This is a genomic window from Prevotella sp. P4-51, assembly GCF_002251455.1.
In the GTDB taxonomy this organism is placed as follows: domain Bacteria; phylum Bacteroidota; class Bacteroidia; order Bacteroidales; family Bacteroidaceae; genus Prevotella.
In genome coordinates, this window is sequence record NZ_NPJM01000055.1 from 67,827 (window position 1) to 81,820 (window position 13,994).

Genomic DNA, 13,994 nt, shown 5'->3' on the forward strand with positions numbered 1-13,994 from the left:
TAGAGGGTGTGATTCTATCTCACGGCAAAATACATGCCCTCGTTGGCATCCATGCGTGCCTGGTAAACTCCGGCTTCGTCGAGGGTGTAGGTGCGAGGCTCGCCGTTGACGGTGGCCATGATGGTGCCGTCGTCGTTGAAGCGGAAGATTTCCTTCACGTCACCGTTCTGCTCCATGGTCCATGAGTTGTTCTTCTTGTTGTATTTCAGATTGGTCACCTCGCCTGTAGGTGCCTTGATTTCATATCCGTCCTTGAGGGTGGTCACGGCATAGTAGCGTCCGTCCTGACCCATGATGGTGCGTGTCTTTCCGATGTCGGCGATGGGGTTGCTGCCACTCCAGAACTCAATGGTATTGAACAGCAGCGCGTCGCCCAAGAGGCATACCGAGCCCACAAAGGGAGTGATGATGAAGCCCACGATGGCGTTGACATACTTGTTGCTGGTCATCTGCGTTTCCCACTTGGCAAACTTGTTGAAGAGGGTGAACGAGCCGATACACGAACTCATGGTGAGGCTGCCCAGAAGCAACCATGCTACGACGGTGACATTGATTTTCTTCATATCTATAAGGTTTAATGGTGAATAATGTACTCTGTTACGATTACAAAGATAAATATAATATCCCGATTGGTAGACTGTTTTTAATTTTTTTTCTATTCCGCTACCTTTTTTTATATATAAATGGTTATCTTTGCACAGCGTTTGCGCCAATAGAGATGGCGCCGGGCAGTACAGATTTATCAATAACCACGATAAAAACCTACACTAACGTGCATATAGCGATAGCAGGCAATATAGGTAGCGGCAAGACGACGCTTACCACAATGTTGGCAAAGCATTATGGATGGATACCACGCTTCGAGCCGGTGGATATCAATCCTTACCTTGAGGACTATTATAAGGACATAGCCCGATGGTCGTTCTGTCTTGAAGTGTATTTCCTCAAACAGCGTTTCCGCGACCTGTTGGAGATACGCAAGAGCGACAGAACCGTCGTGCAAGACCGCTCCATCTATGAGGGCGTCTATGTATTTACCGCCAACAACCGGGATATGGGCAACCTCTCAGACAGGGACTATGAGACCTATATGGAACTGTTTGAGATTATGACCGACGTGGCCCAGCTGCCCGACCTGATGATTTATCTGCGCGCCTCGGTGCCCCATCTGGTGAAGAACATCCAAAAGCGTGGCCGTGCCTATGAGCAGACGATGCAGCTGGAGTATCTCAAGAACCTCAACCAGCGTTACGAGGACTTTATCTTCAACAAGTATAAGGGCAAGGTGCTGGTGGTAGAGGCCGACGACAACGACTTCCAGCACGACCCCGACAAGTTTGCCCGCATCATCGAGCGCGTGGACAGTGCGCTGGAACTGGGTACACTTCCATTCACAGACAACGAATAAAAACTCTATACAACTATGCATATAGCAATAGCCGGAAACATAGGCAGCGGTAAGACCACGCTTACCAAGAAGCTCGCCAAGCGATATGGGTGGATTCCCCATTTCGAGCCCGTCGACAACAATCCCTATCTGGCCGATTACTACGCCGATATGGACCGTTGGTCGTTCAACCTGCAAATCTATTTCCTCAACAAGCGTTTCCGCGACGTGGTGGAGATAGCCAAGAGCCAGGACACCATCATCCAGGACCGCACCATCTTTGAAGACGCGCGCATCTTTGCGCCCAACCTCCACGATATGGGGATGATGAGCGACCGCGACTTTGACAACTACACCGACCTCTTCGACCTGATGATGTCGCTTGTCAAGTTGCCCGACCTGATGATTTACATCCGCTCGTCCATACCTACCCTGGTGTCGCATATCCAGAAGCGCGGGCGCGACTTCGAGCGCTCCATCCGCATCGACTATCTCGAGGGTCTCAACAAGAGATACGAGGAATGGATTGCCGGTTATAAGGGCAAGCTCATGATTGTGGATGGCGATACCCTGCAGTTTGAGAACAGCGTGGAAGACTTCAAGACCATCACCGACAATATCGACGCCGAGCTCTACGGTCTGTTCCCGTTTGATGGCGAGTAGTCGCTGACGGCCTCGGCTACCTGCCGGCACTCCTCGTCTGAGAGATAAGGTGCCAGCGGCAGACTCAGTTCCTGGGCATGTATCTGCTCGGTGATGGGCAGTGAGAGATGGCTCCACGCAAGATAACAGCGTTGGCGGTGTGGAGCGATGGGGTAGTGGATAAGCGTCTGGATACCCCGTTGGAGGAGGTGCAGCGCCAACGCATCACGGTCATTGCAGCGTATGGGGAATATATGCCATACGCTGTCATTGTTTCTATCCGCAGGGAGAGCGACAAGCGTGTTGTGGATATGGTCCAGATAATAGCTGGCTATATCCTTGCGACGCTGGTTGTCACGGTCCAGATAGCGGAGCTTCACGCGGAGCACCGCCGCCTGTATCTCGTCGATACGGCTGTTGCGTCCGCAGTAATCAAATACATATTTCTTATGGCTGCCATAGTTGGCAATGGCTCTGACGGTCGCTGCCAGACGGTCGTCATCAGTGGTCACGGCTCCGGCATCGCCCAGGGCGCCAAGGTTCTTGCCTGGATAGAACGAGTGTCCGGCTGCGTCGCCCAGGGCACCGGTGTGCGCGTCGCCGAAGCGGCATCCGTGGGCTTGGGCGTTGTCTTCTATCAGCAGCAACCCGTGTCGGCGGCATATTGCTGCTATCTGCGGGGAGTAGGCACATCGGCCATAGAGGTGCACGATGAGCACTGCGCGGGTGCGGGGAGTGATGGCCTGCTCTATCAGGTTGGCGTCGATGTTGTAGGTGGTTATGTCGGGCTCTACCAGGATAGGCTTGAGCCTGTTTTCTGTCACGGCGAGTATCGAGGCGATATAGGTGTTGGCAGGCACGATTACCTCGTCGCCTTCGGCCAGTCGTCCCAGCTCGATATAGGCGCGCAGTATCAGCGTGAGCGCATCCAGCCCGTTGCCGCAGCCTATGCAGTGGCGCGTGCCGATATACTGGGCATAGTCGTGCTCAAACTCCCGCGTGGCATCGCCTTGCAGGTAGCGTCCGCCATTGACCACGCCGGTCACCGCCTGCGCGATTTCGTCGGCATGCATCGCCGTCATCCGTTTCAGGTTCAAGTATTCTATCATAACTCCCATTCATAAGTGTCGTAGACCACACCCCGGCCGCCATAGCCCTCCTTGTGGGCGATGAGTCCGGCGTTGATGACGCTGCCTTGCTCCTCGGTAGAACTGCCGAAGTCGAGGTAGGGCCAGTCCTTGTAGTCCTGGTACATGACCTGCTCGTAGATAGCCTCCATGGCTCCATACTCCTTGCCCTCGTCGTTGGTTCCGCTGTACTGGCCGTGCACCACCTGTTGCGAGATGTAGAAGGTGATGCCGCCGATGATGTGTCCCTCGCGGTAGGCGCTATACTGGATGATGTTGTCGGGAAACCGGCTCTGCAGCAGGAGCATCTCGTCGAGCGTATGCACAGGTTTGGCGTCAAAGCGCTTGTGCAGGTTGTCGGTGAGTATAGGCCAGAACTCGGCTATGGACGCATTGGCCCTCACGGTCACGCCGTTCTCGTGGGCTTTTCGCAACCGCCGCAGATGGTCTTTGCGCCAGCGCAGATGCTGGGGCATGCTGATGGCGGTGCCGATGTTGCGGAGGGCGAGCCGGGCATGACATTGCCAGAAGATGGCATAGAGGTCTTCCTCGGAGGGATGAACATGATAAATCCAGGGGATGGGGCGGTAGAGCACACGGGTAAAGCCCTCGTGGCGCAGATAGTCGTTGAGACAGGCGAAGAGCTGGCAGGTGTCGCTTATGGTGACATGGATGTCCATAATGAGTCCGCCATAAGTGAGGCCATAATGAGAGATAAGCGTGGTGTCGCGACGGTGGGCGGGGAGCAGGGCGTAGAGCCTGCCTTGGCGATAGAACATCAGCGACCAGTCATCAAAGCGGTCGGCGTGATACTCCATATAGTTGCGCTCAAAGAGGAAGGTGGCGTTGCGTGCACGGCGCACGTAACCGTCCCAGCTCTTGCGGTCGTCGGCGGTATATCTTCTTATCTCAAACATCTCATCGTCTGCTCTGCAGGTATTCTTCGTAGTCATAGATATAATCGGCCTCGTCGTAGGGGTCTTCGGCAAGCACCAGACATACGGCTCCCGACGAGAATTCGTCGAGAGTGCGCCAGATGCCGGTATCTACCAGTAGCCCCTGGTAAGGACGGTTGAGCTGATAGGTCTCACGCTCGGTGCCATTGTCCAGGCTTACGCTGAACGCGCCACTCACAGCGATGATGAACTCACGGCAGTGGCGGTGGGCATGACCTCCACGATGGCTGCCGGCAGGGATGTCGTAGGTCCAGTAGACACGGCTTACCTCGAAGGGGATGTCCTTCATCTGCTCGGCCACGGAGAGGTTGCCCCGAGGGTCGGCTATCTTGCTCAGGCTGATTATCTTTCCTATCATCTTACTTTTTCATATAAGGGTCGGTGCCCAGCACGGTCTTGGCCACACGCTTGGCTTTCTCGCGCAGACAGTCGATGTCGTCGCCCAACTCTCCATAGCAGAGGGCGACACCCATACGGCGGCCTACGTGGGCTTCGGGCTTGCAGAAGATACGCAGACGGGTGCGGTCTTCCTCCATAGCCTCGTCGAAGTGGTAGTCGAGCGGTTGGGAAGACTCCGTCGGCGAGAGTATCACGGCCGAACAGCCGGCGTGTTCGAGGTGGATGGCGGGGATATTCCAACCCATAAAGGCACGCAGATGCAGCTCAAACTCGCTCAGATTGGTGGTGTGGGCGAGGGTGACCATGCCGGTGTCGTGGGGACGGGGCGACAGCTCAGAGAAGATTACCTCGCCTTGCTTGGTCAGGAAGAACTCCACGCCCCAGAGGCCATAGCCTGTCAGCGCGCGTGTCACCTCGGCAGCCATGTGCTGTGCCTGCTCCAGTGCCTGTGGCGCTATCTGGTAGGGTTGCCAACTCTCGCGGTAGTCGCCGCCCTTCTGCACGTGTCCGATGGGCGGGCAGAAGAGCGTCTTGCCGTTTTTCTGAGTGACGGTGAGCAGGGTAAACTCGCTGTCGAAGTCGATAAACTCTTCGATGATTACCTCGCGCACGTCGCCACGGCTTCCCTCCATCGCTTCGGTAAACGCCTGCTGTAGTTCGTCGTCATTGTGCACGTAGCTCTGGCCGTGCCCCGACGAGCTCATCAACGGCTTGACCACGCAGGGGAACCCTATGGCGTCGGCAGCGCTCTTGAACTCTTCAAAGGTCTTGGCGTAGAAGTATTTGGCGGTGCGCAGACCCAGCTCTCTTGATGCCAGGTCGCGTATGGCGCGTCGGTTCATCGTGTAGTTTACTGCCTTGGCGCTGGGAACCACCTGTATGCCCTGCGCCTCGAAGTCGAAGAGTCGCTCGGTGCGTATGGCTTCTATTTCGGGCACGATGATGTCGGGGTTGTGGCGCGCCACGGCGGCAGCGAGGGCATCACCGTCGAGCATGCTGAATATCTCTCTCTCGTCGGCCACCTGCATGGCGGGAGCGTTGTCGTATCTGTCACACGCCACCACGTAGAGACCGGCTCTCTTGGCAGCTATTACCAATTCTTTGCCCAACTCGCCCGAGCCGAGCAGCATTATCTTTTTCATTGTCATATATATAATAAGGTGGAATTATCCACGGTTGCCATACATTTGTTCGTAGTATTTCTGATAGTCTCCCGATGTGACGTCTTTAATCCAGTCCTGGTTCTCGAGGTTCCAGCGGATGGTCTTGACGATGCCGTCGGCAAAGCGGGTTTCTGGGTACCATCCCAGTTCATTCTTGATTTTGGTGGGGTCGATGGCGTAGCGCTGGTCGTGGCCCAGTCGGTCAGCCACGTGGGTGATGAGGCTGTCGTTAATCCAGTCTATGCTTATCTCGCCGTCGTCGCCGATTACCTGCTTGCGCAGCACCTTGCGCAGCTGCTTGTCTTCGGCCATCATGTCATGGATGGTGCTGATGATGAGCTTCACGATGTCGATGTTGCGCATCTCGTTGTGACCGCCCACATTGTATATCTCGCCCTCACGACCCTGGCGCACCACCAGGTCTATCGCCTTGCAGTGGTCTTCCACGTAGAGCCAGTCGCGCACGTTGAGGCCCTCGCCGTAGACGGGCAGCGGCTTGCCTTCGAGGATGTTGTTGATGATGAGGGGTATCAGCTTCTCGGGGAAGTGATAGGGGCCGTAGTTGTTGGAACAGCGGGTGATTGACACGGGCATGTGGTAGGTGTCGCGGTAAGCCATCACAAAGAGGTCGGCCGAGGTCTTGGACGCCGAGTAGGGACTGTGGGGGCAGAGTGGGGTCTCCTCGGTGAAGTAGCCTTCTGCGCCCAGCGAGCCATACACCTCGTCGGTGGCAACCTGATGGAAGCGCTTGCCCGGCTTCCATGCCGGATAACCCTGGCTGTCGCGTCCGGTAACCCACGCACGGCGGGCGGCGTCGAGCAGGTTCTGCGTGCCCAGGATGTTCACACTCAGGAAGAGCTGCGGGTCTTCGATAGAGCGGTCCACATGGCTCTCGGCGGCAAAGTTTACCACATAGTCTATATCGTATTCGCTGAAGAGTCTGTCGGCGAGCTCCCGGTCGCGTATGTCGCCCTTGACGAAGAAGCAACGACGGTTGTCGATGTCGTCTTTGATGGTGCCGAGGTTGCCGGCATAGGTGAGGGCATCGAGCACCACCACGCGTATGTCGTCGTTGGCATACTTCTTATAGAGTAGATACTTGATGAAATTGGCGCCGATGAACCCGGCGGCTCCCGTGACAAGGTAAGTCTTCATATCGGTATGTTTTTTAGTTGGTTTATCGTTGTTTTCTATCATTGAGGGTTATCACTTCGCAGTCGCTCATCTTGTCGCCGTCGATAGTGAGCCTTACCAGCGTGCGGTCTACGTGCCAGCCCTGCATACCGGCTGCTCCTGGATTGATGTGGAGCATTCCCAGCGTGCGGTCATACTGCACCTTGAGAATATGGGAGTGTCCGGCTACGAAGAGTTTGGGCGGCATAGCCACGAGCGAACTGAAGACCGAGCGGTCATAGTGGCCCGGATAGCCGCCGATATGCTTGATGAGCACGTCCACATCTTCACACTTGAACCGCAGCCTCTCGGGATAGCGCCGACGCAGGTCGCCGCCGTCGCAGTTGCCGCAGACGGCGCGGAAGACGGGGCGCATGGCCTCAAACTGGTCTGCCAGTTCGGTGGTGCCTATGTCGCCGGCGTGCCATATCTCGTCGCAGTCGCCGAGATAGGTCTCGTACTTGTCGTCCCAGCATCCGTGGGTATCGCTGATGATGCCTATCCGCTTACTCATGGCTCTTGTCGTTTGCCTGTCCCATCACCTGTCTTGCGTAGTCGGCTATCAGCTTGGTGGCAGCCTCGTGGCCCAACCGTCCTGCGTTGATGCAGAGGTCGTAGCTCTCACAGTGTCCCCACTGCTTGCCCGTGTAGTAGTTGTAGTACGACGCCCGTCGGCTTTCACCCTCGCTGATATACTTGCGGGCTTCGTCGTCGCTGATGTTGCGGCGGCGGGCTATCTCGGCGATGCGGGTGTCGAGGTCGGCACTTACAAACACGTTGACCACATTGTCCATATCGCGCAGCACATAGTCGGCGGTGCGGCCCACGAACACGCAACTGCCCTCCGAGGCAGCCTTGCGTATGGCGTCACACTGGAAGAGGTACAGGTTCTCCTGGTTGAAGTCGGTGTTGTAGTAGCTGTTGCGCGTGAAGAGAGGGAAGTGAAACTGCAGTGCAGTTTTGAAGAACCCCTTCTTCTCGTCGTTCTCTTCAAAGAACTCTTCGCAGAAGCCGCTTTCGCGTGCTGCCAGGTTGAGTATCTCCTTGTCGTAGAGGCGTGCGCCGAACTCCTCGGCGAGCATCTTGGCGATGGCGCTTCCACCACTGCCTATCTGCCGCCCTATGGTGATGATGATGTTGTTATTGTCCATGATTGTTAGTGGCTACGGGGTTGCTATTCTTTAGTTTGCTGATATATATCTTCATGATGACAAAGGTGGCGATAGTTGCCATGAAGTCAGAGATGGGCATGGCATACCACACTCCGCCGATGCCCCAGAACAGGGGCAGCACGCCGATGAGCGGCAACAGGAAGAGCATCTGTCGCGACAGCGAGAGGAAGATGCTTATCTTCACCATGCCGATACACTGGAAGAGGTTGGTCGTCACTATCTGGTAGCCCACAAAGGGGAACACCAGCATCATGATGCGTATGGCGCGTGCCGACATGTCGATGAGCGTGGGGTCGGTGGTAAACATGCGGGCACAGAGATGGGGCACAAACATGGCTATCAGCCATCCCACCGCCATGATTGCCGTAGCCGCCATTACCGATAGGTGGTATACTCGTACCAGACGGTCTATCTGTCGGCTGCCGTAGTTATATCCTGCTATGGGTTGCATGCCCTGGTTGAGGCCTATGATAAACATAACGAAGATGAAGGCTATGCTGTTGGCTATGCCGTAGGCACCCACACTCAGGTCGCCACCGTAGCGCACCAGCTGGTTGTTGAGGAATATCACCACCACGCAGGCGCAGCTCTGCATGAGGAAGGGCGAGATGCCTATCGCGATGATATTCTTTACCAGATTGGCTTTGAGTCTGTATATGCCACGCTCCAGGTGGAGCAGCTCGTTCTTGTTGGCAAAGATGCGCATCTGGTAGCACAGCGCTATCGTCTGCGAGATTACCGTGGCCCACGCCGCACCGCGTATGCCCCAACCGAAGACCCAGATGAAGAGCGCGTCGAGCAGTATGTTCATCACCACCGTGAAGATGGTGGCGTTCATAGCCTGTCGTGGCTTGCTTGCCGACCGCAGCACGGCGTTCATACCCAGATACATGTGGGTCACGGCATTGCCCACGAGTATTATCTGCATATAGTCGCGGGCGTAGGGGATAGTGGCCTCGCTGGCGCCGAAGAAGTAGAGTATGGGGTCGAGGAATATAAGACACAGGGCACCAAGTCCGATACCCACCAGCAGGTTGAGCGTAATGGTATTGCCCAGCAGGTTCTCGGCGACACCATAGTCGCGCTGCCCCAATTTCACGGAGATAGAGGTCGAGGCTCCCACGCCGATGGCGGCACCGAAGGCTCCCGAGAGGTTCATGAAGGGCAGCGTGATGGCCAGTCCCGATATGGCGAGCGGACCTACTACCTGTCCCAAGAACACGCGGTCGGCGATATTGTAGAGCGACGAGGCGGTCATGGCAATGATAGCTGGCAAGGCAAACTGCCACAGCAGCCGCCCTACTGGCTTCGTTCCCAATTCTAACGTAGCTTTCTTATTATCCATTATATATAATTATGTATTGCAAAGGTAGTGCAAGTCGAAGACAATGCAAAGAAAAAACAAAAGTTTTTTCATTTGGCATTGTTGAGACGCAGCCTACCTTATCCAAAGGTAGTGCAAACCGAAGAGAATACAAAATAAACTCGTTTATTTTTATTCTTGAGGTGCCGCCTACCTTCACGGCGGGAGCCGTAAATAGTGCAAACCGAAGAGAATACAAAATAAACTCGTTTATTTTTATTCTTGAGGTGCCGCCTACCTTCACGGCGCCGCTGTAAAGTAGTGCAAGTCGAAGACAATGCAAAGAAAAATCAAAAGTTTTTTCGTTTGGCATTGTTGAGACGCAGCCTGTCCTCACGCCGCTTGCCGTAAAGATTAAAGAGGTCGAATAGAAAAACCTCAAGTTTGTTTTGTATTTCGCCCAGCTTATACTACCTTTGTATTCAATGAAAAGGAATATACTTACCATCTTATTATGCTGCTTCGTGCTTGCCTCGTGGGCCAAGGACGTGGTCTGGTACAGCGGGCGAGGCAGCGTGGAATATAGTTTTGTGGGCAAGCGAACGGGCGTAGTCGATATGGCGCTCAATATGTTTGCCGAAGATATGCGCGCCGTCACCGGCCATCGAGCCGAGCATCGTGCGGGGGCTGTGATAGAGATTTTCGAGCTCGACAAGATGCGCGACAAGGACTTCCGGCGGCTCCAGCGACGCCAGGTGCCTATCGACCGTATCATCGCCAAAGACGATGCCTTTGCCATCTGTGTCGAGGGCGGACATATCGTGGTGCTGGGCAGCAATGCCAACGGCACCGCCTATGGCATCCTTGAACTCTCGCGCCTTGCGGGTGTCTCGCCGTGGGCGTGGTGGGGCGATGTCACTCCCCTGCGCCGCCACTATCTCGCTCTCGCTTCCGACTACCTTACCATCCAGTGGCCCTCGGTGGCGCGGCGTGGTTTCGTCGCCCAGGGTCATGGCCTCGACAGTCACCGCCTCCACCAGCTTCTCCTGCGACTCCGTGGCAATCTCCTGCGCCATGCCGACTGCGACGGTCGGGGCGCCAAGTGTATGGAGATTGGTGAGCGCTGGCTCCCCTCTACCCAGCCCGGCCGCATTTATGCTGAGATGAAGACCGCTTACGACCAGGGTGCCCGCCACGAATGGGTAGCCCGGATTGACAATCCACGCACCGTGGCTTACCAGCTCTCGCTCTTCATGGATATGGCATGGAACATCACCTATGTCAATGCCACCAATATCCCCTCCCACTTTCACGCGTGGCTTACCGAGCAGTTTGGCGAGCAGGCTGCCGACCGCCTGTTGCCCGTGCTCACCGAGTATTACCATCTCGTGGGCATACGCCGACCCGAGCAGATGAATGTCGAGTTCATGGCCGATGCCTTTGGCAACGAGCTCGAGCGCTATCTCGCCAACTACGAGGCTCTCGTCAAGGCTCTCACCCCCATTGCCGCCCTTGTGCCCCAAGAGCGCAGCGAGGCGTTCTTCGCCTGGGTCGACTATCCCGTCAGGGCAGCATGGCTCATGGCGGTCAAGCAGTTGCAGGCCCAGGAGGCGCGCCATATAGGCCGTCCCAGTTCGTTCGTCCGCGACGATGAGGCGCTGTCCTCTGCCGTGCGTAGCTGGAAAGCCTACCAGCAGCTGCTGGCGCTCAACCGCAAGTTTGCCGGCATGCTCGACGGCAAGTGGGAGCATACCCTCTCTCTTGCCTACATGCCCCTGATGGCAGAGCCTAAGTTCCCCGGCCCGCTGTCTCACGACGCCATCAAGCGCTTTGCCCAGCAGGGCCCCGAGCCGTTCAATCTCGATGTCGGCAATACCATAACCCGCAACGCCTGCCATTTCCGCCGCGCCACCCAGGGGGTACAGACGGTCTCTATGCTTGGCCACAGCATGAAGGCGGTGATGGTGCCGCCCGGTGGCAGCCTGTCCTACTCTTTCTTCTCCGAACTCAGAGGCAAGGCCGTCGTGCGGGTGGCTGCCATAGCCATGCCCGACTATCTGGGCCACGACATACGGCTGGCGGTGCGTGTCGACGATGGCGAGGCGCAGATAGTGAGCGTGCGCCCCGATGCCAATTCGCCTCAGTGGCAGACCGCCGAACAGCGCGGACAAGTCATTGTCAACGTCGATGTCAACCTCACCCGCAACAGCCACGATATTGAGATACGCGCGCTCGACACGCCGGTATTTATCGACCAGCTGATGGTCGACTACGACCCCGTGCGCGAGTTCTACATCTTCCCTGTGACCGCCGAGCAGCTGTAGACCCCATCCCCCTATATCGACACCAGCCCACAGATGAACTTCCATCTGTGGGCTGGTGTCTTATATATATAATAAGGTGTAGTCGCCGTTCGCCCCATCCGCTTGGCGGGGCTGGCATCTTGTGCCGTTGTCGTCGTGCTTACTTTGCTGTCTCCTTGGGGCTGCGCTTCTCGCGGTGGTAGCTGCGATACTCGTCCATGGGTATCTCCACATCGGGTTCGGAGAGCTCGCCCTCGCGCGGCAGACCCAGACAGATATACTTGATGTCTATGCCACGCTCCATCCACATCGACTCATAGTAGGTCTGTATGCTCAGCAACCGCTCGTCCATACCCGGGGTGTGGTAGAGGTCGGCGGTAGCCACATGGATGGGCAGCTGGTTGTGCTCAGCCATACAGCGGGTGTAGGTATAGAGGAAGTTGGAGTCGGTCTTGACATGCACCAGTCCGCCATCCTCCATGAAGCGGCGGTAGCGGGTCATGAATGTGGTCGAGGTAAGGCGCTTGCGCACGTGCTTCATCTGAGGGTCCGAGAAGGTGAGCCATATCTGCTGCACCTCGTCCTTGTCGAAGAAGCGGTCTATTATCTCGATATTGGTGCGCAGGAAAGCCACGTTCTTCAGCCCTTCGTCCAGAGCCTGCTTGGCTCCCGTCCACATGCGCGCGCCCTTGATATCCACGCCTATGAAGTTGATGTCGGGATATTTGCGGGCCAGCCCTACGGCATATTCGCCGCGTCCGCAGCCCAGTTCGAGCACTATCGGGTTGGAGTTGTTGAAGTACATGTCGCGCCAGTGCCCCTTCATCTCAAAAGGCACGTTGTCTATGACCGAGAAAGGATACTGAAACACGTTCTCAAACGCTTCCATATCCGCAAATTTGGCTAATTTACCTTTGCCCATATCTTGTTTTTGATGCAAAATTACACAATTTGTGTCAAATAATCAGACGACTGCCTCACAAATCATACCCTCTACGGCATAAAAGTATGCCGATACCTGCTGTCGGGACACAGATTGACAGCCATTGCCTTGGTTATGTTTCTGCTTTTCATTACTTTTGCACCCACCACCCTCGCCTTTCCGTCGGCAGCCACCCGTCCCCGTGTCCTGCTCCGTCGGTCTGCGACGGGGGAGAGTATAGATGACAACTTTACAACACGATAGATTATGATTTCTTTTGAGAGTGATTACAACAATGGATGTACCCCCGAGATACTCCGTCGTCTTGCCGATACCAATGACGACCGTACGTCAGGCTATGGCTCTGACCCTTACTGCCAGTCGGCCATCAGGCGCATACGCGAGGCAGTGCAGATGACCGATGCCGATGTCTTCTTCCTCATCGGTGGCACCCAGACCAATGCCACCGTCATCGACTCGCTGCTCATGGGCTGCGAGGCGGTCATCACGGTCGAGACGGGCCACATCGCCGTACACGAATCGGGAGCGGTCGAGGCTTTCGGACACAAGGTCATCACGCTTCCCGCCGTCGACAGCAAGCTCACTGCCGCCACACTCGACCGCTTCATGGACACCTTTACTGCCGACGAGACGGCGCCCCACATGGTGCAGCCGGGCATGGTCTATGTCTCCATGCCTACCGAGTTGGGCATGGTCTACACCCGCAGCGAGCTCGCCAACCTCTACGAGGCGTGCCGCCGCCACCACCTCAGACTCTATATCGACGGTGCACGCCTGGGCTATGGACTCATGTCCGATGCCTGCGACTACGACCTGCCCTTCTTGGCACGCCATTGCGATGTGTTCTATATCGGCGGTACCAAGGTGGGAGCCATGTTTGGCGAGGCAGTGGTGTTTACCGGCATCAGCGCGCCCAAGTATTTCTTTACCACCGTCAAGCGCCACGGCGCGCTGTTGGCCAAGGGGCGCATGCTCGGCATCCAGTTCGACACGCTCTTTACCGACGGCCTCTACCTGCGTCTCTCGCGCCACGCCATAGCGATGGCAGCCCGCCTCAAGGAGGTCTTTGCCCGTCACGCCATCCCTATGGCTTGCCTTTCGCCCACCAACCAGCAGTTTGTCATCCTCTCGCCCAGCCAGTACGATGCCCTCATCGCCCAGGTGGCTTTTGAGATATGGGAGCGCCATGCCGACGGCACCCTCACTTGCCGCTTTGTCACCAGCTGGGCGACCACCGATGCCGACATAGACCATCTTGACCGCTGTCTGGCTGCGCTATAACGGGCTGCCCATGGTGGTAGCCTGAAAGGCCGTCTGCCAGCCATGCCGGCTGGTTTGCCCCGGCGTTTATACCTTTATATATACGACACCAGCCCACAGAGGTATGACCATCTGTGGGCTGGTGTATGTTGTTATGGTTGTGTTC

15 protein-coding genes are annotated in these 13,994 nt (G+C 56.3%); 4 read left to right on the top strand and 11 right to left on the bottom strand.

Annotated features, from left to right (window positions below):
* Positions 1 to 14: 14 nt before the first annotated feature.
* Positions 15 to 563: a DUF3332 domain-containing protein gene (locus CIK94_RS08570; protein WP_022311179.1), complete on the bottom strand. Its 549-nt coding sequence runs from the start codon at positions 561 to 563 to the stop codon at positions 15 to 17.
* Positions 564 to 772: 209 nt separating this feature from the next.
* On the opposite strand from CIK94_RS08570, the gene CIK94_RS08575 reads away from it, so the two are divergent.
* Positions 773 to 1,408 carry a deoxynucleoside kinase gene (locus CIK94_RS08575; RefSeq protein ID WP_094422640.1) on the top strand — a complete coding sequence of 212 codons (636 nt, stop codon included), beginning with the start codon at positions 773 to 775 and terminating at the stop codon, positions 1,406 to 1,408.
* A gap of 15 nt (positions 1,409 to 1,423) precedes the next feature.
* Positions 1,424 to 2,050, top strand: coding sequence for a deoxynucleoside kinase (locus tag CIK94_RS08580; protein WP_022311177.1), 627 nt, complete (start codon positions 1,424 to 1,426; stop codon positions 2,048 to 2,050).
* Here the strand turns inward: CIK94_RS08580 and CIK94_RS08585 are convergent.
* The 9 genes from CIK94_RS08585 to CIK94_RS14085 are packed head-to-tail and all read right to left on the bottom strand — an operon-like array spanning position 2,020 to position 9,830.
* Positions 2,020 to 3,138 (bottom strand): DegT/DnrJ/EryC1/StrS aminotransferase family protein, encoded by a 1,119-nt coding sequence (locus CIK94_RS08585; RefSeq protein WP_094422642.1) that lies wholly within the window; start codon positions 3,136 to 3,138, stop codon positions 2,020 to 2,022. The genes CIK94_RS08580 and CIK94_RS08585 overlap by 31 nt on opposite strands.
* A complete protein-coding gene (locus CIK94_RS08590) occupies positions 3,135 to 4,109 on the bottom strand; it encodes a GNAT family N-acetyltransferase (protein WP_254046027.1) in 975 nt (324 codons plus the stop codon). The genes CIK94_RS08585 and CIK94_RS08590 overlap by 4 nt, the downstream gene beginning before the upstream one ends.
* The gene (locus tag CIK94_RS08595) at positions 4,075 to 4,470 is read right to left on the bottom strand and encodes an FdtA/QdtA family cupin domain-containing protein (RefSeq protein ID WP_094422644.1); all 396 of its coding nucleotides are present in this window, start codon (positions 4,468 to 4,470) and stop codon (positions 4,075 to 4,077) included. The genes CIK94_RS08590 and CIK94_RS08595 overlap by 35 nt, the downstream gene beginning before the upstream one ends.
* 1 nt (position 4,471) lies before the next feature.
* Positions 4,472 to 5,653 carry a formate-dependent phosphoribosylglycinamide formyltransferase gene (gene purT, locus CIK94_RS08600; protein ID WP_094422662.1) on the bottom strand — a complete coding sequence of 394 codons (1,182 nt, stop codon included), beginning with the start codon at positions 5,651 to 5,653 and terminating at the stop codon, positions 4,472 to 4,474.
* Positions 5,654 to 5,677: 24 nt separating this feature from the next.
* A complete protein-coding gene (gene rfbB, locus CIK94_RS08605) occupies positions 5,678 to 6,829 on the bottom strand; it encodes a dTDP-glucose 4,6-dehydratase (RefSeq protein ID WP_094387488.1) in 1,152 nt (383 codons plus the stop codon).
* Positions 6,830 to 6,851: 22 nt separating this feature from the next.
* A complete protein-coding gene (locus tag CIK94_RS08610; protein ID WP_094387489.1) occupies positions 6,852 to 7,361 on the bottom strand; it encodes a metallophosphoesterase in 510 nt (169 codons plus the stop codon).
* The gene (locus CIK94_RS08615; protein WP_094388739.1) at positions 7,354 to 7,998 is read right to left on the bottom strand and encodes an AAA family ATPase; all 645 of its coding nucleotides are present in this window, start codon (positions 7,996 to 7,998) and stop codon (positions 7,354 to 7,356) included. Before CIK94_RS08615 ends, CIK94_RS08610 begins: the two co-directional genes overlap by 8 nt.
* Positions 7,988 to 9,364, bottom strand: a complete 1,377-nt coding sequence (locus CIK94_RS08620; RefSeq protein ID WP_094388740.1) for an MATE family efflux transporter — start codon at positions 9,362 to 9,364, stop codon at positions 7,988 to 7,990. The genes CIK94_RS08615 and CIK94_RS08620 overlap by 11 nt, the downstream gene beginning before the upstream one ends.
* On the bottom strand, positions 9,357 to 9,830 hold the full coding sequence (locus CIK94_RS14085) for a hypothetical protein (RefSeq protein ID WP_144008356.1): 474 nt from the start codon (positions 9,828 to 9,830) through the stop codon (positions 9,357 to 9,359). Before CIK94_RS14085 ends, CIK94_RS08620 begins: the two co-directional genes overlap by 8 nt.
* Between CIK94_RS14085 and CIK94_RS08625 the strand changes: the two genes are divergently transcribed.
* Positions 9,808 to 11,646, top strand: coding sequence for a glycosyl hydrolase 115 family protein (locus CIK94_RS08625; RefSeq protein WP_094422646.1), 1,839 nt, complete (start codon positions 9,808 to 9,810; stop codon positions 11,644 to 11,646). The two genes, CIK94_RS14085 and CIK94_RS08625, sit on opposite strands and share 23 nt — an antisense overlap.
* A gap of 139 nt (positions 11,647 to 11,785) precedes the next feature.
* On the opposite strand, the gene trmB is transcribed toward CIK94_RS08625, so the two are convergent.
* Positions 11,786 to 12,547, bottom strand: coding sequence for a tRNA (guanosine(46)-N7)-methyltransferase TrmB (gene trmB, locus CIK94_RS08630; protein WP_094387493.1), 762 nt, complete (start codon positions 12,545 to 12,547; stop codon positions 11,786 to 11,788).
* Positions 12,548 to 12,814: 267 nt separating this feature from the next.
* Between trmB and CIK94_RS08635 the strand changes: the two genes are divergently transcribed.
* A complete protein-coding gene (locus tag CIK94_RS08635; RefSeq protein WP_094422648.1) occupies positions 12,815 to 13,849 on the top strand; it encodes a low specificity L-threonine aldolase in 1,035 nt (344 codons plus the stop codon).
* The last annotated feature ends 145 nt before the right edge of the window (positions 13,850 to 13,994 follow it).

Coding starts and splice junctions, on each gene's coding strand:
- CIK94_RS08570 (WP_022311179.1), bottom strand. CDS start 563: ATGAAGAAAATCAATGTCACCGTCGTAGCATGGTTGCTTCTGGGCAGC.
- CIK94_RS08580 (WP_022311177.1), top strand. CDS start 1,424: ATGCATATAGCAATAGCCGGAAACATAGGCAGCGGTAAGACCACGCTT.
- CIK94_RS08585 (WP_094422642.1), bottom strand. CDS start 3,138: ATGATAGAATACTTGAACCTGAAACGGATGACGGCGATGCATGCCGAC.
- CIK94_RS08590 (WP_254046027.1), bottom strand. CDS start 4,109: ATGACTACGAAGAATACCTGCAGAGCAGACGATGAGATGTTTGAGATA.
- CIK94_RS08595 (WP_094422644.1), bottom strand. CDS start 4,470: ATGATAGGAAAGATAATCAGCCTGAGCAAGATAGCCGACCCTCGGGGC.
- purT (WP_094422662.1), bottom strand. CDS start 5,653: ATGAAAAAGATAATGCTGCTCGGCTCGGGCGAGTTGGGCAAAGAATTG.
- rfbB (WP_094387488.1), bottom strand. CDS start 6,829: ATGAAGACTTACCTTGTCACGGGAGCCGCCGGGTTCATCGGCGCCAAT.
- CIK94_RS08610 (WP_094387489.1), bottom strand. CDS start 7,361: ATGAGTAAGCGGATAGGCATCATCAGCGATACCCACGGATGCTGGGAC.
- CIK94_RS08615 (WP_094388739.1), bottom strand. CDS start 7,998: ATGGACAATAACAACATCATCATCACCATAGGGCGGCAGATAGGCAGT.
- CIK94_RS08620 (WP_094388740.1), bottom strand. CDS start 9,364: ATGGATAATAAGAAAGCTACGTTAGAATTGGGAACGAAGCCAGTAGGG.
- CIK94_RS08625 (WP_094422646.1), top strand. CDS start 9,808: ATGAAAAGGAATATACTTACCATCTTATTATGCTGCTTCGTGCTTGCC.
- CIK94_RS14085 (WP_144008356.1), bottom strand. CDS start 9,830: ATGGTAAGTATATTCCTTTTCATTGAATACAAAGGTAGTATAAGCTGG.
- trmB (WP_094387493.1), bottom strand. CDS start 12,547: ATGGGCAAAGGTAAATTAGCCAAATTTGCGGATATGGAAGCGTTTGAG.
- CIK94_RS08635 (WP_094422648.1), top strand. CDS start 12,815: ATGATTTCTTTTGAGAGTGATTACAACAATGGATGTACCCCCGAGATA.